This is a genomic window from Cellulosimicrobium sp. NPDC057862, from assembly GCF_042797035.1.
Lineage (GTDB): Bacteria > Actinomycetota > Actinomycetes > Actinomycetales > Cellulomonadaceae > Cellulosimicrobium.
In genome coordinates, this window is sequence record NZ_JBHVMH010000001.1 from 303,910 (window position 1) to 321,115 (window position 17,206).

Annotated in this window: 14 protein-coding genes; 5 read left to right on the forward strand and 9 right to left on the reverse strand. The window is 75.8% G+C overall.

Going from position 1 to position 17,206, the window contains the following annotated elements; all coding sequences use genetic code 11:
- Positions 1-22: 22 nt before the first annotated feature.
- Both ACFVN3_RS01215 and ACFVN3_RS01220 read right to left on the reverse strand, forming a co-directional pair.
- On the reverse strand, positions 23-1,762 hold the full coding sequence (locus ACFVN3_RS01215) for a hypothetical protein (RefSeq protein ID WP_378229729.1): 1,740 nt from the start codon (positions 1,760-1,762) through the stop codon (positions 23-25).
- Between the two features lie 70 nt (positions 1,763-1,832).
- The gene (locus tag ACFVN3_RS01220; RefSeq protein ID WP_378229731.1) at positions 1,833-2,684 is read right to left on the reverse strand and encodes an NUDIX domain-containing protein; all 852 of its coding nucleotides are present in this window, start codon (positions 2,682-2,684) and stop codon (positions 1,833-1,835) included.
- A gap of 96 nt (positions 2,685-2,780) precedes the next feature.
- Here ACFVN3_RS01220 and ACFVN3_RS01225 point away from each other — a divergent pair, with 96 nt between their 5' ends.
- The 3 genes from ACFVN3_RS01225 to ACFVN3_RS01235 all read left to right on the forward strand — a co-directional run bounded on the left by ACFVN3_RS01225 (position 2,781) and on the right by ACFVN3_RS01235 (position 5,682).
- Positions 2,781-3,878 (forward strand): SPFH domain-containing protein, encoded by a 1,098-nt coding sequence (locus tag ACFVN3_RS01225; protein WP_378229733.1) that lies wholly within the window; start codon positions 2,781-2,783, stop codon positions 3,876-3,878.
- 2 nt (positions 3,879-3,880) lie between these two features.
- Positions 3,881-4,798, forward strand: a complete 918-nt coding sequence (locus ACFVN3_RS01230; protein ID WP_378229735.1) for a hypothetical protein — start codon at positions 3,881-3,883, stop codon at positions 4,796-4,798.
- A 239-nt stretch (positions 4,799-5,037) separates the two neighbouring features.
- On the forward strand, positions 5,038-5,682 hold the full coding sequence (locus tag ACFVN3_RS01235; RefSeq protein ID WP_378229737.1) for a zinc ribbon domain-containing protein: 645 nt from the start codon (positions 5,038-5,040) through the stop codon (positions 5,680-5,682).
- Between the two features lie 46 nt (positions 5,683-5,728).
- Here ACFVN3_RS01235 and ACFVN3_RS01240 read toward each other — a convergent pair whose 3' ends face one another.
- Complete coding sequence (locus tag ACFVN3_RS01240; RefSeq protein ID WP_378229739.1) at positions 5,729-6,748, reverse strand: hypothetical protein; 1,020 nt, start codon at positions 6,746-6,748, stop codon at positions 5,729-5,731.
- A complete protein-coding gene (locus ACFVN3_RS01245; RefSeq protein WP_378229741.1) occupies positions 6,712-9,081 on the reverse strand; it encodes a S9 family peptidase in 2,370 nt (789 codons plus the stop codon). Before ACFVN3_RS01245 ends, ACFVN3_RS01240 begins: the two co-directional genes overlap by 37 nt.
- Before the next feature lie 73 nt (positions 9,082-9,154).
- Here ACFVN3_RS01245 and ACFVN3_RS01250 point away from each other — a divergent pair, with 73 nt between their 5' ends.
- A complete protein-coding gene (locus tag ACFVN3_RS01250; RefSeq protein ID WP_378229743.1) occupies positions 9,155-9,982 on the forward strand; it encodes a MerR family transcriptional regulator in 828 nt (275 codons plus the stop codon).
- A 92-nt stretch (positions 9,983-10,074) separates the two neighbouring features.
- Here ACFVN3_RS01250 and ACFVN3_RS01255 read toward each other — a convergent pair whose 3' ends face one another.
- From ACFVN3_RS01255 to ACFVN3_RS01265, 3 genes are all read right to left on the reverse strand, one after another.
- Positions 10,075-10,488 carry a PIN domain-containing protein gene (locus ACFVN3_RS01255; RefSeq protein ID WP_378229745.1) on the reverse strand — a complete coding sequence of 138 codons (414 nt, stop codon included), beginning with the start codon at positions 10,486-10,488 and terminating at the stop codon, positions 10,075-10,077.
- A gap of 3 nt (positions 10,489-10,491) precedes the next feature.
- Positions 10,492-10,836 carry a hypothetical protein gene (locus ACFVN3_RS01260; RefSeq protein WP_378229747.1) on the reverse strand — a complete coding sequence of 115 codons (345 nt, stop codon included), beginning with the start codon at positions 10,834-10,836 and terminating at the stop codon, positions 10,492-10,494.
- Positions 10,837-10,971: 135 nt separating this feature from the next.
- Positions 10,972-12,438 (reverse strand): DUF1254 domain-containing protein, encoded by a 1,467-nt coding sequence (locus ACFVN3_RS01265; RefSeq protein WP_378229749.1) that lies wholly within the window; start codon positions 12,436-12,438, stop codon positions 10,972-10,974.
- Between the two features lie 140 nt (positions 12,439-12,578).
- On the opposite strand from ACFVN3_RS01265, the gene ACFVN3_RS01270 reads away from it, so the two are divergent.
- A complete protein-coding gene (locus ACFVN3_RS01270) occupies positions 12,579-13,514 on the forward strand; it encodes a transglutaminase-like domain-containing protein (protein ID WP_378229751.1) in 936 nt (311 codons plus the stop codon).
- Positions 13,515-13,521: 7 nt separating this feature from the next.
- Here the strand turns inward: ACFVN3_RS01270 and ACFVN3_RS01275 are convergent, their stop codons facing one another.
- Together ACFVN3_RS01275 and ACFVN3_RS01280 are read right to left on the reverse strand one after the other, a co-directional pair.
- Positions 13,522-15,234, reverse strand: coding sequence for a hypothetical protein (locus ACFVN3_RS01275; RefSeq protein WP_378229753.1), 1,713 nt, complete (start codon positions 15,232-15,234; stop codon positions 13,522-13,524).
- A gap of 21 nt (positions 15,235-15,255) precedes the next feature.
- Positions 15,256-17,112, reverse strand: coding sequence for a PQQ-binding-like beta-propeller repeat protein (locus ACFVN3_RS01280; protein WP_378229755.1), 1,857 nt, complete (start codon positions 17,110-17,112; stop codon positions 15,256-15,258).
- Positions 17,113-17,206 lie beyond the last annotated feature (94 nt).

Consider the following 17,206-nt stretch of genomic DNA (forward strand, 5'->3'; position numbering starts at 1 on the left):
TGTCGGGGCACGGGCGGGGACGTCAGGCGGCGGTCGGTGCGCCGAGCGCGGCGAGGGCGTCGTCGAGGTCGTCGACGACGGTCGCGACGGCCTCGCGCTGCGTCCGCGCGCGGTCCGCCTCCGCGGCGACGGCGGTGCGCGCCTCGGCCAGCTCGGCGTCGAACCGCTCCGCGCTGGACAGCGCGGCCGTGCGCTGGTCCCGCGCGCGCTGCTCGCCCGAGAACCACTGCCACGCGGCGACGACCCCCGCGACGACGGTCACCGCGAACCAGGCCGGCGCGACCGCGATCCCGAGCACGAGCGTCACCACCGCGATCGCCCCGACCCCGCCGACGACGCCCCACGACACCCCGTCGACGGGGCGCGCCAGGAGCTCCGACCTCGCCGTCGCGGCGGGCGCCGCACCGTCGTCGGCCGGTGTGACCGTGACCGTCCGGCCGGCGAGTCGCAGCGCACGCGACGGCGCCGGCGTCGCCGCCAGCTCGGCGGCCCGCGCGTGGCTCGCGACGCGCAGGTCGTCGACCAGCAGCGGTGCTGCGAGCACCGCGAGCCCCGGGTCGGTGCCGCGCGCGTCGTCCACGAGCAGGTCGACGAGCGGCCCCGCGGACGCGTCCCACTCCGGGCCGTCGTCCTCGGGCGCGCGGCCCACGCGGTCGGCGAGCAGCTCCGCCCGCTCGAGGAGGCCGCGCTCCACGGGCGCCCCCTCGTTGACGAGCGACCCGACGACCCGCAGCAGCGCCGCGCCCGGTGCCGGTGCGGCGCCCGGCGTCTCGGCGGTACCGGGCGCGGCGGGCGTGGCGCCTGTGCTTCCCGACGACGCCCCGAGCGCGAGCGGGCCCGGCGCCGCGGGCAGGACGATCTCCCCGGCGACGACGGCCCGCGACCACGCGGTCCAGGACCGCAGCAGCGGCAGGGCGTCGGGCGCCGCGGTCCGACGACGTGTCCCGGACGCGTCGGCCTCGGGCGAGCCCCAGTCGTCCCCGCTCTCCGGGAGCGCGGGCGCGGCCTCGAGGAGCCGGGCGCGCCAGCGGGCGTGCGCGTCGTCGTCGAGCAGGGCCACACGGTCGGCGAGCGCCGCGCGGACGACCGCGACGCCGTCGTCGCCGAGGTGCCCGGCAGCCGCGGCACGCCACAGCGCCCGCTCGGAGGTCGTCACGAGGACCTCGTCCGGCCCCTCGCCAGGGCGTTCCGGCGCCGCCTCCGGCGCGCCGTCGGCGCTGCCCCAGCCGGCCGCCGGGAGGACGGGGGCGTCGAGCACCCAGGGCATCCACTCGCGCGCGAGACCGGGCTGCCCGACGAGCGCGCACACCGCGACGAGGTACGTCGCGGCCCGACGCCGGTCGCGCAGCAGCGCCTCCTGCGCCGCCTCGGGGTCCAGCCGTCCGGCGGGCAGCTCGGCGACGGCGAGCGCCGCGGGGACGAGCCAGTAGCCGGGCACGTCGGCGAGGTCGGGCGAGCGACGCAGGTGCGAGACGTCGCCCTCGCCCGCCACGACCGCGCGCGTCAGGGCGCGCGCCGCGTCCCGGGCGCGTCGGGCGGGGGTGAACAGCGCGAGCTCCTCGCGCACCTCGCCCAGCTCGATGAGCGCGTTGACGAGGCGCGTGAGCACCTCGACGCGGCTCGACAGGTCGCCCTCGAGCGAGCGCAGCCGGCGGCTGAGCGACGCCTCGCGCGACCGCGCCATCGCGGCCTGCGCGGCGAGCTCGTCCGAGAGGGCCTGCATGTTGCCCTGGTCGCTGCGCCAGTAGCTGTAGGTCGACATGCGCGCGAGCGTACTCAGCCCTGCGCCGCTGTCGAGGGGGAGTTCTCCCCGGCACCCCGCGCCGCGGCGGTCAGCGTCGCGGACGCATGAGCGGCGGGTCGAGGACGGCGGGCACGCTCGCCGGCGCGAGGTCAGGGTCCGCTCCCGAACCCGGGGTCGATCCCCAGCCGGGGCCGGTCGTGGGGAGGGACCCCGGGTTCGGCGCGGCGCGGTAGAGGGTCGCGGGGCGGCCGGTGCCGCCCGACGTCGTGCGGCCGGTGTCCTCGAGGAAGCCGGGCGTGGTCGTGGCCTTGCGCGAGAAGTTGCGCGGGTCGAGCCGCACGCCCCAGACCGCCTCGTAGACGCGCCGCAGGTCGGCGACGGTGAACTCGGGCGGGCAGAACGCCGTCGCGAGCGCCGAGTACTCGAGCTTGGCGCGGGCGCGCTCGACGCCGTCGGCGAGGATCCGCGCGTGGTCGAACGCCAGGCCGGGGCCCGACGGTGGCCGGTCGCCCGACGTCGTCGACCCGCCCGGGGCCGTCGCGAGCAGGGGCTCGACGGGGTGCCAGGCCGCTCCCCCGGCATCGGACCCGGCGTGCACGACGCCGAACTCCGGCGCAAGGAGAAGGTAGGCGACGGAGAGGACCGGCCCGCGCGGGTCGCGATCGAGCGGCCCGTAGGTGCGGAGCTGTTCCAGGTGGCCGGGCGGGCGGACGCCGGTCTCCTCCGCGAGCTCGCGCCGGGCCGCCCGGGCGAGCCCCTCCTCCGGCAGCACGAACCCGCCGGGGAGCGCGAGCGTGCCGCGGAACGGCTCGATGCCACGCTCGACGAGCAGCACGTGCAGGGCGTCGTCGCGGACCGTGAGCGCCACGACGTCGACCGTGACGGGCAGCAGCGCGGCGGTCGGCGGGACGTCGGGGGTCGGGCTCGCAGGCGGCGTCATGCGGTCATCGTCGCACATTAGCGTCAGGTTGACGAGAACGACCGGAGGGGTCTAGCGTCCTTATTGTCAAAACGACGAGAACGATCGGAGACGACCATGGCCACCATCCGCACCTACCCGTGGACGCGGCACTTCCTCGGCAGCCCCACCGGGCACGTCGTGCACCTGCGCCGCGGGCGCGTCGCGCACGAGGGCGTCGGGCAGGCGTTCTGGTTCCGCCCGACGACGTCGGTCCTCTCGGAGGTCCCCGTCGACGACCAGGAGCTGCCCGTCTTCTTCCACGCCGTGACCGCCGACCAGCAGGACGTCACCGTCCAGGCCGGCGTGACCTACCGGTTCGCCGACCCCGTGGTCGCCTCGCGACGCCTCGACTTCGCGGTGGACCCGCGCACGGGCGAGACGAGCGCCGCCGGCCGCGACCAGGTGACGAGCATCGTCGGACGGCTCGCGCAGAGCCGCGCCGCCGACGCGCTCGCCGCGATGCCCCTCGCCGACGCCCTCACGGCCGGCGTGCCCCGCGTGCGCGACGTGCTCGCCGAGGCGCTGACCACGGACCCGCGCCTCACCGCGACCGGGATCGTCGTCATCGGCGTCCAGGTGCTCGCCGTCCGGCCCGAGAAGGACGTCGAGCGCGCGCTCCAGACGCCGGCGCGCGAGCGGGTGCAGGCCGAGGCCGACCGCGCGACGTACGAGCGCCGGGCCCTCGCCGTCGAGCGCGAGCGCGCGATCGCCGAGAACGAGCTCGCGAGCAAGATCGAGCTCGCGACGCGCCGCGAGCGCCTCGTCGCCCAGGAGGGCGCGAACGCCCGGCGCGAGGCCGAGGAGAAGGCCGCCGCCGCGCTGGTCGACGCCCGCGCGACCGCAGAGCGTGCGCAGCTCGCGACGGACGCGAAGGCCGAGCAGGTGCGCGTCGTCGGCGCGGCCGAGGCCGCCGCCGAGCAGGCCCGCATGGACGTCTACGCGAGCGCCGGGCAGGGCACGCTGCTCGCCCTCGCGGTCCGCGAGGCGGCGGGCTCGCTCCCCGACGTCCAGAACCTCACCATCACGCCCGACCTCCTGACGGGTGTGCTGGGCTCGCTGCTGGGCGGCGCGCTCGGTGGGCCCGACGGCGGACCCGGCGCCCCGCGTCCGGGCGGCGCGAGGTCGGGCGCGACATCGGGCGCCACCGCGGGCACCACCGTGACGGCGGCCTGACGATGCTGCGGCGACGCGCCGTCGTCGTGCACCGGCGGACCGAGCTCGACGAGCTCCTCGACCGGCACGGCACGCGCGGCCAGGCGGAGTTCTTCCTCCGCTCGCGGGGCCGGTCGCTCGGCGAGGTGCAGGCTCGGCACGACGCGCTCACCGCGGCCCGCGCGGCGGTCGCGGCCGCGGTGCCCGACGGGTGGGCCCGCGCGGACGTCGAGCGCGCCGACCTGTCGCGGTTCCTCCTCGCGCCGGAGGACGTCGTGGTCGCCGTCGGGCAGGACGGCCTCGTCGCGAACGTCGCGAAGTACCTGCTCGGGCAGCCCGTGCTGGGCGTCGACCCCGAGCCCGGGGTCAACGCCGGGGTGCTCGTCCGGCACTCGGTGCGGGCGGCGACCTCGCTCCTGCGCGGGCTCGGTGCCGACGTCCCCGCGGGCGCGTCCGACCGCGCGGCTGCCCTGCCCGTCGACGCGCTCACCATGGTCCGCGCCGAGCTCGACGACGGGCAGCACCTCACGGCGCTCAACGAGGTGTTCGTCGGGCACCCGAGCCACCAGAGCGCGCGCTACACGCTGCGGTGCGCCGCGGGCGAGGAGCGGCAGTCGTCGTCGGGGGTCCTGGTCGCGACGGGGACCGGCGCGACGGGCTGGTGGGCGTCGCTCGCGCACGACCGCGGCGGCCGCCCGGCACCGGGGCGCACCGAGCACCGGCTCGGCTGGTTCGTCCGCGAGGCGTGGCCGTCGCCCGCGACCGGCGCCACGCTCACGGAGGGCGTCGTGGAGGACGGCGCGGACGTCGCGCTCACCGTCGCCTCGGACCGCCTCGTCGTGTTCGGCGACGGCATGGAGGACGACCGCCTCGTCGCGACCTGGGGCCAGACCGTCACGATCCGCCCCGCCGAAGCCCCGCTCCGCCTGGTCCGCCCTTGACCCCTACCCCCCTGCCCCCGACCTCCCCCACCGTCGAACATGTGGTCATGTCCCGTCCTGGCGTCCGGACGGGCACCCACCGCATGCTCGGCGGTCTGCCCGATTTCACCCGGGTGATCCGCCCGGGCGACGAAGGTCCGTGGGTAGCATCGCTGCGGTCATGGGATCCCCATGACGTCACCCTCCCGTGGGCCTGGCCTGCGGGGACGCCGACCCCCGAGCCTGCCGAGGTCCCTGCCATGAGCGCGCCCATCGCCTTCACCGACAACGTCCGCGACCTGTCGAACGCCGGTGGGTACCAGTTCGAGTTCCGGTGCGAGCGGTGCGGCAACGGCTACCGCTCGGCCTACCAGACGGACGTGGTCGCCAAGGGCAGCAGCCTCATCCAGGCCGCGGGGCGGTTCTTCGGCGGCAAGGTCGCCGACCTGTCGTACGCGGCGGGGTCGTGGGCCGCCGACCGGCAGACCAACTCGTCGGCGAAGGACAGGGCGCTCGACGCCGCCGTCGGCGAGGTGCGCGACGCGTTCCGCCAGTGCCACGGGTGCGGCGACTGGACGTGCCACGAGGTCTGCTGGAACGACGCCGTCGGCCAGTGCGTGCGCTGCTCGCCGAAGCAGGTGGAGGAGCTCGCGCAGCTCCAGGCCGAGGCCCGCCGGTACCAGCTCCAGGAGCAGCTCCGCACGACCGACCTCGTCGGCGGCGCGGACGTACGGACGGCCGCCGTCACCCGGTGCCCGTCGTGCGACGCGAAGGTCGACGGCGGCAAGTTCTGCGGCGAGTGCGGCGAGCGCCTGGCGCGGGTCGCCGCGTGCCGCGAGTGCGGCACGCAGAACGCCGCGGGTGCGCGGTTCTGCGCCGAGTGCGGCAGCCCGCAGGCCGCCTGAACGCATGCCGTCCGAACCCAGGCCGTCTGAAGCCAGGGCGGCGGGCTCAGCGGTCCGACGGCGTCCCGCGCCGCCGGTCCCGACGCGCCCCCTTGCGAGCCTCCCGCGCCTCCCGCGCCTCGCGGTCGCGGCGCGCCCGGAGCACGGCCTCGCGACGCTCACCGATCTCGTCGCTCGTGAGGCTCGTCAGGCGGTCCTCCGAGCCACGCGACGCGGCCCGCTCCGCCTCGACGCGTGCCCGGTGCTCGGCCGACTGCGGGCGCGTGCGGACGACGCGCGGGTCGATCCGGTACCGGTCGCCGTGCCGCTCGAGGCGGCGCCGCGCCGCCAGGCGTGCGCGCTCCCGGTGGAACCGCCACGTCCAGGCCCGGCGCAACGCGACGACGGACCAGAGCGCGAACGGGACCGCGGCCACGACGAGCCCGAGCCGCCAGCCCGACGGCAGCGCCGTCGACGCCCCGGTGCTCGCGAGCGCCCACGCGACCCCGGCCGGGACCGCGGGCCAGAACTCGCGGAAGTCCAGGTTCCAGCCGCACGCGTAGAAGCGCATGAGCGTGTCCGTGAGCCGCGTGCGCCGTTGCGGCTGGAGCGACATCGCGACCGGCCCGGGCACGGGCGGGCCGAGCGTCGTGCCGGGGGCGGCGTGGCTCGTGAACGACAGCCGGTCACCGCGGTACGACGGCCGCAACCCCCGCCCGGCGTACACGAAGGACAGCGCCGCGAGCGGCCAGATCGCGCACGACAGGTACCAGGCGACCGGTCCGGCGAGCGCTACGAAGACGGGCGCGAGCACGGCGAGCCGGCCCAGCACGGCACCGGGCGAGACCACGAGATCGGCCCACGGCTCCTGGTCCGCGGGCGGCTCGAACAGCCCGTACGCCGCGACCGCGAGGTACAGGCCGACGACGAACAGCCCGATCGTCGTCCACACCAGCCCGATCGCGAGGTAGCCGACCGGGCGCAGCAGCAGCGCCGCCGTCCCCGGGGGCGTCGCGTCGCGCGCCGCCCGCGGGGCGGGCGTCGGGCCGGTCACCGTCCCGCGAGCCCGAGCACGTCGAGCACCCATGCGTCCTCGTACGCGACCTCGCGCCAGCCCTCGTACCGACCAGAGACCCCGCCGTGCCCGGCGTGCATCTCGATCTTCAGCAGCGCGGGGGCCCCGGCGGCGCGCAGCCGCGCGACCCACTTCGCCGGCTCGACGTAGAGCACGCGCGTGTCGTGGAACGACGTGACGGCGAGGATGCGCGGGTAGCGGGCCGCGTCGTCGGGCACGTTCTCGTACGGCGTGTACGTGCGCATGTACCGGTAGACCTCGGGGTCGTGCAGGGGGTCGCCCCACTCGTCCCACTCGACGACGGTCAGCGGCAACGACGGGTCGAGGATCGACGTGAGCGCGTCCACGAACGGGACCTGCGCGAGCACGCCCGCGAACAGCTCGGGCGCGAGGTTGGTCACCGCGCCCATGAGCAGGCCGCCCGCGGACCCGCCCTGCGCGACGAGCCGCTCGGGGCTCGTCCAGCCCGCGTCGACGAGGTGGCGCGCGACGGCGACGAAGTCGGTGAACGTGGTGCGCTTGGCGAGCGTCTTGCCGTCGTCGTACCAGCGACGCCCCATCTCGCCGCCGCCGCGCACGTGCGCGACCGCGAACACGACGCCGCGGTCGAGCAGCGACAGGCGCGAGACCGAGAAGCCGGGGTCGATGCTGATCTCGTACGACCCGTACCCGTAGAGCAGCAGCGGCGCGGGCTCCGCGCCCGTGCCCGTCGCGTCGAGCCCGACGGCGTCGCGCCGCCACACGAGCGAGACCGGCACCTGCGTCCCGTCCTCGGCCGTGGCCCACTCGCGGCGCTGCACGTAGTCCGCGGCGTCGTACCCGCCGAGCACGGGCTGCTGCTTGAGCAGGGTGAGCTCGTCGGTCTCGACGCGCAGGTCGTACACCGTCGACGGCGTGACGAAGCTCGCGTAGGACAGGCGCACGTTCGGCTGGTCCCACTCGGGGTTCCCGGCGAGCGCCGCGGTGTACAGCGGCTCGTCGAACGCGACCTCGTGCACGTGCCAGTGGTCGTCCGAGGGCGCCGGGGTGTCGCCCGTGCGGATCGGCGTCGGCAGGCCCGCGGGGCGGGGCGGCTCGGCCGAGGCGAGGTCGATCACCCCGACCCGCGACAGGGCGTCGCGCCGGTAGGAGACGACGAGGTGCGAGGCGAAGGCGTCGACCGCTTCCAGCCGGGTCTCGGGGTCGTGCGGCACGACGACGGTCGCGTCGCCCGGCCCGCCCGGGCTCGCGCCGTCGTCGGGCACCCCGGTCACGACGAGCTCGAAGTTCTCCGCGCCGTCGTTGTGCAGCACGAGCAGCACGTCACGACCGTGCGCCTGCTCCCCGCCGAGCATGTGGTCGTCGCCCGTCCCGGCCTCGGGACGGGACACCTCCGCATGCTCGGCGGGGAACCAGGTGCTCGGCAGGACGGCGTGCTCGACCGTGTACTCGACGCCCTCTCGGCGCGGCCATACCACCCGGGGCTCGCCCGTCGGGTCCGTGGCGTCGATGAGCCACGTCTCCGACGTGATCTTCGAGCCGACGTCGATCTGCACGAACCGCTGCGAGCGCGAGACGCCCACGCCGACCCAGTAGCGCTCGTCGGGCTCCTCGAAGACGACGACGTCCTGCGTCGCGGGGGTGCCCACCTCGTGGCGCCACACGCGCCAGGGCCGCCACGCGTCGTCGACCGTCGGGTAGAAGACGTACCGCCCGTCCGGGGAGAAGACCGCGCCCGGGAACGTCCCGGGAACCTCGTCGACGAGGTCGGTGCCGGACTCCAGGTCGCGGATCCGCAGGGTGTACCGCTCGTCGCCGACGACGTCGACCGCGTACGCGAGCCGCGTCCCGTCGACCGACACGTCGAACGACCCGAGCGAGAAGAAGTCGTGCCCCTCGGCCTCGACGTTGTCGTCGAGCAGCACCTGCTCGCCCGGCACGGGCACGCCCGGCTCCAGCACGGGCGGCACCCAGGACGACGGCGCGTCGCTGCCCACGCTCGCGTCGATCGGCGCGCGCGCCCGGATCGGGTACTGCGAGCCCTCGACGGTGCGCGCGTAGTACCAGTGCGCGCCCTGGCGCACGGGCACGGACAGGTCGGTCTCGAGGGTGCGCGCCTTGATCTCCTCGAAGATCCGCTCGCGCAGCGGCTCGAGGTGCGCGAGCCGCGCCTCGGTGTACGCGTTCTCGGCCTCGAGGTGCGCGACGACCTCGGGCGACTCCTTGTCCCGCAGCCACTCGTAGTCGTCGTCCACGGTCTCCCCGTGGTGGGTGCGCGGCGCCGGGCGGCGCGGCGCGACGGGCGCCTGCGGCTCCTCCCGCTCCGCGGGGGTCGGCGTGGCGGTCTGCGTGAGGTCGTCAGGCATCTGGCCAGGGTAGTGCCGCCCGACGGCGCGCCGTCGCCCTGGCGCGACGCGCTCCCCTCGTTACGCTCGACGCGTGACGCAGGAGCAGGGGGAGCGCCCGACGGCGGGGACGCTCACGAGCGGTGAGATGGTGCGCGCGTCGGGCCTGTCCATCAAGGCGCTCCGGCTCTACGACGCGAACGGCCTCCTCGTCCCGGCCCGCGTCGACCCCCGCACGGGCTACCGCGCCTACGCGCCCGAGCAGGTCGAGCGGGGCCGCGCCCTGGCGCTGCTGCGCCGGATCGACGTGCCGCTCGCGCGCGTCCCCGAGGTGCTCGACGCGGACCCGCGGGACGTGCGCGACGTCCTCCTCGGCTGGTGGGACGAGCGGCAGCGGTCGCTCGCGGAGCAGCGCGCGACCGCCGAGGAGCTCGCGCGTGCGCTCGTGACCCGACGCGGGGAGACCAAGGTCCGGTGGCGCGAGGTCCCCGCGTGCACGGTCGCCACGATCACGTCGTCCACGACCCAGGCCGGCCTGGTCCCCACGTTCAGCGCCGACCTGCTGACGATCCGGGCGTACCTCGCCGCGGCCGGGGCGGAGGCGGGCGCCGCGCACTGGGTGGTCTACCACTCGCCCGTCGGCCGCGACGTCCCCGGTCAGGTCGAGGCGTGCGTCCCGTACCGGGGAGCGGTCGTCCCCGCGGGGCCGGTCGTGCTCCGCGAGGACCCGGCCCGCACCGAGGCGTACGTCGAGGTCCCCTCGCGCGACTGCCGCTTCCCGCAGATCGTCGGGTACCTCGACGCGCTGCGCGTCGCGACCGGGCTGGCGCACGCCCCGTCGCGCGAGGTGTACGCCGTCCCGTGGTCCGACGAGCCGGACGCGGTCGTCGCGGACGTCGCGCTCGCCGTCGGGCTGCCATGAGGGTGTCTATCTGGTCGCGAACCTGCGCGTCGCGCCGTCCAACGACCGGGTGCAGACGAGAGGGTCGGTCGCCGGGAGGGCCTGGTCCTCGGTCAGAGCGAGCCGCGAGGGACGACCCACTCCTGCTGGAACCCCTGGATGGAGGCGGCGATGTGGTCGCTGAAGTCGGAGTCGTAGTGCAGCACGGTGAGACGGTGCCGGTAGGCGTATGCCGCGATCATCACGTCGACGGGACCAACCGACCGCAGCTTGCCGTGTGTCGCCAACGCTCGCTGGACGTCCTCGCAGGTGTCGTTGAGGTCGTCAGCGGGCTCGAGGTACACCCCGACGGCGTCGAGGAACTGCTGCTGCTTGTCGAAGTCCTCCTGGGACGTTGCCGAGTAGAGGAACTCCAGACGCTGGGGCGTGACCGTGTAGATCACGTCGGTCAGGCCCTCCACTGCCTGCCGAACCTCGGGAACCTTGATCCGACCCCACACCGAGTTGTCGACGATGTAGCCGGCCACGCCTCACACAGTCCGTTCGACGGGTCGAAACTGGGTGACCTCCGCGAGGTCGGAGACGTCCAGGTCGTCGAGCATCGATAGCGCCTTGCGCTGAGCGTGGACTCGCTCCTCGCGCGTCTCCTCCTCGTCGACGGCGTTCTGGATCAGATCGATGACCATCTCTTGGTTGGACTTGTAGCCGAGGAGCTTCTTGGCCCGGGCCAACGCCTGCGGGTTCGCGCGCACCACGGTGGGCTTGGCCTCACCGGCCCGCAGGTCGATATGACCTCGCGTGGCGGTCTTTGAGACAGTCCTGACCGCCGTCGCCCCGTCCGGGGCGTCGGCCTTGCGCTGTTTCGCCATGCTCATGATGGGCTCCCCTCGACATCGCCTCCACGATATCAGATCGGAGCGGATCGATATCGCGGATGCTCGGCCACGCCCGCCCCGGCCCGGGGCGGCCGACCCAGCGCCGGACGCGTGTGTCGTCGTGCTACTCGGGTGTCAGTCCTCGACCAGCTCCAGGTCCCCCGGGAGCCACGTGCGGTCGAACCACGGCTCGAGCGGCCCGTACAGGCGCAGCATGGGGAACCACGACCTGCCCGGGACCGTCCCGACCCAGTTGGACTCGCGCCCCGTCGGCGGCTCCGGGCCGAACCACAGGACCGTGCTCCCGTCGTCCTCCGTGGCGACGGTGCCGCTGAGGCTCATGAGGCTGGGGTACGGGTTGTCGGTCTGGAGCAGCGACCGGGTCTGGGTGTCGTAGAGGTCCACCGACCAGAAGTTCTTCGCCGGCGGGTTCGGCGGCAGCACGAGCCGGTAGGTGCGCGCCCCGTCGAGGATGCGGCCCTGCGCGTCGTGGGCCGTGTAGGCGTACGCCGACCCGGCCCCGACCTGGGCGTGCGCCATCGCGGGCGTGATGACGGTCGCGAAGAAGTGGAACTGCGCGCGCGCGTCGAGCAGGCGCGCGCCGTCGGCGAGGAACTCGTACGAGCCGCCGAGGAACGCCTGGAGCCAGCTCGACCCGGGAGCGACGCGCGCCTCCGGGTCGCGGGGGGAGTAGACGAGCGCGCGGCTGATCGCCGCACCGGCCTTGGCCGCCGTGTCGAGCGTCGCGCGCAGCTCCGGGCTCGGGGCGAACGGGCGGCCGGGCACGATGCCGACGGCCCGCAGCAGCCCGGCACGCTCGGGGTCGAGCGCGCTCGTCGGCTCCTCCGCGACGATCTCGGCGACCTCGTCGAAGAACGACGCGTCGTTGGCATGGACCGTGTTGACGCGCGTCCCCGCGATGTTGACGAACTCGGTCGGGGGCGGGTCCCCCGCGTCGGCGAGCGGGTAGATCCGCGTCTCCTTCATCGCCGGCACGCCGCCCAGCGCGCGCAGCACCACCCAGTTGGTGAACGTGGGGGTCCGGTAGACGAAGTAGCCGTCCGGGACCTCCCCGTCGTAGCCGGGCGGGAGGAACAGGTAGCGGCCCCCCTCGCCGCGGTCCGGACCCGCGATGCCCATGTCGGCGACGTAGCGGAACCAGAAGTCGTCGACCACGCACAGCGAGTTCTTGGGGGGCTCGATGACGAGCGGGCCCGTCTCGCGCAGGTCGACGAAGAGCGACCCGTACGTGGTCGCCGTGTTCGGCGTGAGGAAGATGCCGCCCGAGTCGGCCCGCGGGTCGGTGTACCCGACCTGGTTCGAGCGCAGGAGGCCGAGCTCGCGGAACCCGCGCCGCATCGCCACGAGCGACGCGCCGGGCATCGCGCTGAGGAACGCCTCGACGCCGCGCAGGAAGTCCAGCGAGCCGTAGAGCCGCTCGACGGACTCCGGGGTCGGCACCCCGTCGACCAGCTCGAACCGGCCGAGCGGGGTGTCCACCGGGGAGGGCGTGCTCACCGCGGCGACCGCCGCCGCCAGCGCGTCGGCCCCGCTCGTCGCCGTGCTCTCCTCGGTGCTCCCCCTGGTACTCGCGTCGGACATGGCTCAGGCTCCCTCGTCGGTCGGTGCACGGCTCGCGCGCTCGACGACGAGCGGCTGCGCCGACCGTAGGTCGGGGGCCACCGCACCGCCACCGGAAGGAGGCTTGACCCTGCCCCTGGGGCGGGCCCGAGGGTCGACGCATGGACGTCTCGCGCTACGCCGCCCACAGCCCCTGCTCCGACCCGCGCCACCACGGCCCGCTCCTCGCCGCCGTGGCGCCCGACCCGGCGAGCCTGCACGCCGCGGTGACGAACGCCGTCGTGCACTACCGCGCCGGAGCGACCCCACCCACCCCCGCGCAGCTCGACGACGTCGACCGGCGGTGGGTCTCGTCGACCCTCGACGCGGTCGCGGAGCGTGCCCCCGGCCCGCTCGACGCGCCGCGCTCCCCCGAGCAGCGGGCCGGCGGGTGCTGCCGGGACCACTCCCTCCTCGCCGTGGCCGTGCTCCGCGAGCACGACGTCCCCGCCCGCACGCGGCTCGGGTTCACGGACTACCTCGGCGAGGGCGGGTTCCACCACGACCACGTCGTCGTCGAGCGGCACGACGGCGACCGCTGGGTCCGGTCCGACCCGGAGCTCGAGCAGGGCTCCCGTGCGTTCGACCTCCACGACATGCCGACGGGCGAGGGCGCGCCCTTCGAGACCGCCGCCGAGGTCTGGACGGCCTATCGCGCCGGGCGGCGCGACCTCGCCGACCACGGCGCCGATCCCGACCTGCCGTGGCTGACCGGGCCCGGGTTCGTGCAGCGGTACGTGCTCGCCGACCTCGCGCACCGGCAGCGGCACGAGCTCCTCCTGTGGGACGTGTGGGGCGCGTCCGCCCTGCCCGGCACCGCCCCGGACGACGGCGCCGCGGCGCTCACGGACCGGGTCGCCGAGCTCACGATCCTTGCCGACGCGGGCGACCGGACCGCCGAGGCGGCGCTCACCGTCCTGTGGGCGACGGACGACCGCCTCCGGCCCGGGCGCTACGTGACGACGTGGTCGCCCACCGGCCGGCTCGGCTGGACCGACCTGGTCGCGCGCCGGACCGGCTGGGCCGCGGTGCCGCGGGACGCGGCGGTCGTCGGCTGAGCCCCGCTCAGCCCAGCAGGGTGACCGACTCCCCGTCCCAGCGCAGGAGCCGCCCCTGCGCGGGCACGAACGACGCCCAGTCGCCCTCGAGGTCGTCCTCCCAGACGACCGACCCCGACGAGAGCTCGAGCGCGACCACGCGCGGGTGCGTGCCCGTGGCCGGGTCGACGAGCACGAGGATCGCGCACCGTCCGTCCGTGAAGGCCTGCGTCACCATGGCGGCCCGTCCCTCGTCGCCCCCGAGGTCGTCGAGGAAGCGCGACCACGTCTGCTCCCCCGACAGGGCGTCGAGCCCGAGGACCGTGTTCGCCGTCCCGACGACGGCCGTCCCCTCCGCGAGCACGTAGACGGACTCGGGCACACGGGCGCCGTCGTACGTCCACAGGCGCGCGCCCTCGTCGTCGTACGCGCGCAGGTCGATGCCGTCGCGCACGAGGAGCACGCCGGGCGCCGGGTCGTCGGTCGCCCGCGGGTCGAGCACCTCGCCGGGAACGTCGAGGACGGGCACGCCCTCGGCGTCGAGCACGCGGTCGGCGCGCAGCGCCCCGGTCGAGCCCTGCCGGTCCGCGTCCACGAGGAACCGTCCGCCCGCGAGCGGCACGGCGCCGTCGGCCGGCAGGTCGGGGTCGTCGAGGCGCTCGCCGTCCGGGAGGAACGACGCCGCGACGCCGCAGCCGCCGACGTCGACCAGCGTCTCCGTCGCGACGAGCGTGAGCCGGTCCGGGTCGATCTCCTCTCCACCCGTCTCGGGATCCCACGTGGTGCACGACCACGGCACGTCCTGGAACGGGAGCTCGCTCCGCCAGCGCACGTCGCCCGTCAGGGCGTCCTCGACCGTGACGGCCACGTCGCGCCCCGCGATGCCGTCGATCGTCTCGCCGGCGCCCGGGTCGACCGACACGGGCGGGCCGCTCGGCGGCCCCGGCTCCCCGACGCGCTCGGCCCGGACCAGGCTGCCGTCGGGACCTGGCACGAGCACCGCGCCGTCGATCTCGACCTCGCGCTCCCCCACGACCTGCCCCGCGGCGTCGAGCACGACCGTCGTCGCGGTCCCCGCACCGGGAGGCGGCCGCGCCGCCGGGTCGTACCAGAACGGCGAGACGCCCGTGCCCGCGACGCACACGACCGTGCGCGACGGTGTGCTCGACAGCTCCCACGGGCTCCACGACCCGCACACCGCCTCGTCCCCGCCGAGCGGGGCGCGCCACGCCTCGGCGCCGGTGTCCAGGTCGAGCGCGACCGCCTCGTCGCCCTCGACCGTCACGAGCAGGCCGGGCAGGAACCCCACGCCGCGGTCCGCCGCGGCCGGCGCCGTCCATCGCTCGGTCGGGGCGACGTCGAGGGGGCGCACCGCCCCGCGTGCGGCCTCGAGCCGCTCCTGCGCGTCACGGCTCGTCACCGCGTCGACGACGAGCATCCCGCCCACGAGCGCGGCGACGACACCCGTCACCACGGCCGCGGCGACCCACCGCCGTCGACGACGGTCCCCGCCGGGCGCGCGCGGTAGGGAGCCTCCCGCGCCGACGTCGTCCGGGCCGTCGCCGCCCCCGAGACCCGTCGGGTCGTGCAGCTCGAGACCGGGCGGGGCGTCGCGCGGGAGCGCGCCGAGCAGCACGGGGTGGGGCGCGTCGAGGAGGTCGGGGTCCACGTCGACCCCGGCCGACTCGACGAGCTCGAACGTGCGACGGTCGTCACCGCCGTCTCGTCGTCGGAGCGGCACGCCCCCAGCGTAGGACGGCCGTCAACCGAGCCGGGAGATCTCGGTGTCGGTCATCCGCAGGAGCCGACCCTGGAGCGGTGCGACCCAGGAGCCGCCGTCCGGACCGGCGGTCTCCGCCGTCCACGCGACGCTGCCGTCGGCGAGGTCGAGCGCGAGCAGCGACGTCGTCCCCGCGTCCCAGTCGGAGACGGAGACGATCGCCCGGGAACCGTCCGTGTAGGCCACGTCGGCCGACCACCCCGCCCCGACCTCGAGCCCCGCGATGAGCTCCTCGCGGTCGAGCGACCAGCGTTCGCCGCCCGTCGTGAGGTCGAGGCCTGCCAGGGCGCCGTCACCGTACCCGTTGCTGACGACGAGCGTCCCGCCCGCCGCGACGAGCACCGCGCCGGAGGTGCTCTGCTCGGACGTGCGCCACAGCTCGGTGCCCGCGGCGTCGAACGCGACGAGGTCCAGACCGTCCCGCACGAGAGTGGGCACCGGGCGCCCGTCGGTCGCCGACGGCGAGAGGACGCTGCCCGGCGGCTCCCAGAGCACCGACCCGTCCGCCCCGAGGACCGCAGGCGCAGAGGTCGGCTCGGTCCCGCTCGAGGGTCCCCAGCCGTAGTCGTAGCCGGTCGGGTCGCGGGAGTACGTGCCGTCGGCGAGGCCGACGACCCCGTCGACGGGGTTGTCGGCCTCGTCCAGGCGCGTGCCGTCGAGGGTGAACCACGCCGTGACGCCGCAGCCCTCGACACGCAGCAGGCGCGTCTCGACCGCGGTCCACAGGTTCTCCAGGTCTGCACGGATCGTCTGCTCGCCGTCGGCCTCGCTCCACGTGATGCACTGGCCTGCCCCCGCGACGAAGGGGAGCTTCGCCTCCCAGCGCACGTCACCCGTGAGCGCGTCCTCGACCTGGACGACGGCGGGACGTCCGTCCGGGATCTCGCGCGGCATCCCCGTGGCGTCGTCCGTCTCGAGCACCGCGCCCTCGCCGGCCGGGACCTCGCCCACCCGCTCGGCGCGGACGACCGTCCCACCCGGGCCCGGGGTCAGGAGCGCGCCCTCCGTGCTCGCCTCGCGCTGGCCCAGCACCTCGCCGTCGTCGTCGACCACCGTGATCGTCCAGGTCGCGGCCACGATGCGCCCGGTCATGGGGTCGATCTCCGGCGACCGGTCCCGGACGATCCCTCCCGGGGCCTCCGGGACAGGGGCGACGCACACGAGCGTGTCGTCGGGCTCCCCCGAGGGCAGAGCCCAGAAGATCCCGCTCCCGCACGTCGCGTCCTTCCCGACACCGACCCGCCAGCGCTCCTCACCGCCGTCGAGCGAGACGGCGACCGCCTCCCCGTCCACCACCGTCACCATGCTGCCGGGCAGCAGCGCGAGCCCGCCCGTGAGACCCACGTCGGCCGTCCACTGCTCCCGCGGGGCGTCCGGCAGCGGCTCGACCCCGCCCGGCGCGGCGCGCAGGCGGGCGATGTCGGCCCGGCCGTGCCACGCGTCGACCGCGAGCATCCCGCCGAGCACGAGGGCGACCCCGGCGGCTACCGCACCGACCACGGCCGTCCGCCGCCCGGGGCGCGACGCCCGCGGGGAGTCGGGACGGGACCCGTCCGCCGCGGGTTCGCCGGTGTCGGGCTCGTCGGTGTCGGACACGTCGGCATCGAGCGCGTCCTCGGGGCCGGTGCGTGGGGTGCCCCGGCCGCGCCCTCGCCCGTCGAGGTCCACCGGCCGGGCGGCACCCGACCAGGCGGGGGCGGCGGTGCCGCGCGGCGCCGAGGCGGAGCCGCCCGCGGATCCCCAGACGGGCCCGTCGTCCTCGAGGTCCGCGTCCACGTCCGCCGACTCGACCAGCTCGAAGGTCAGTCGGTCCCGGGCGTCACGACGGCGGAGCGGCACGCGTCCAGCCTAGGCGACGCGACCGTGCCGCCCCCGCACCGTGCAACCCGTACCGCGGTGTCCCGGTGACGCCCGGCGACCGTCGCGTGACGTG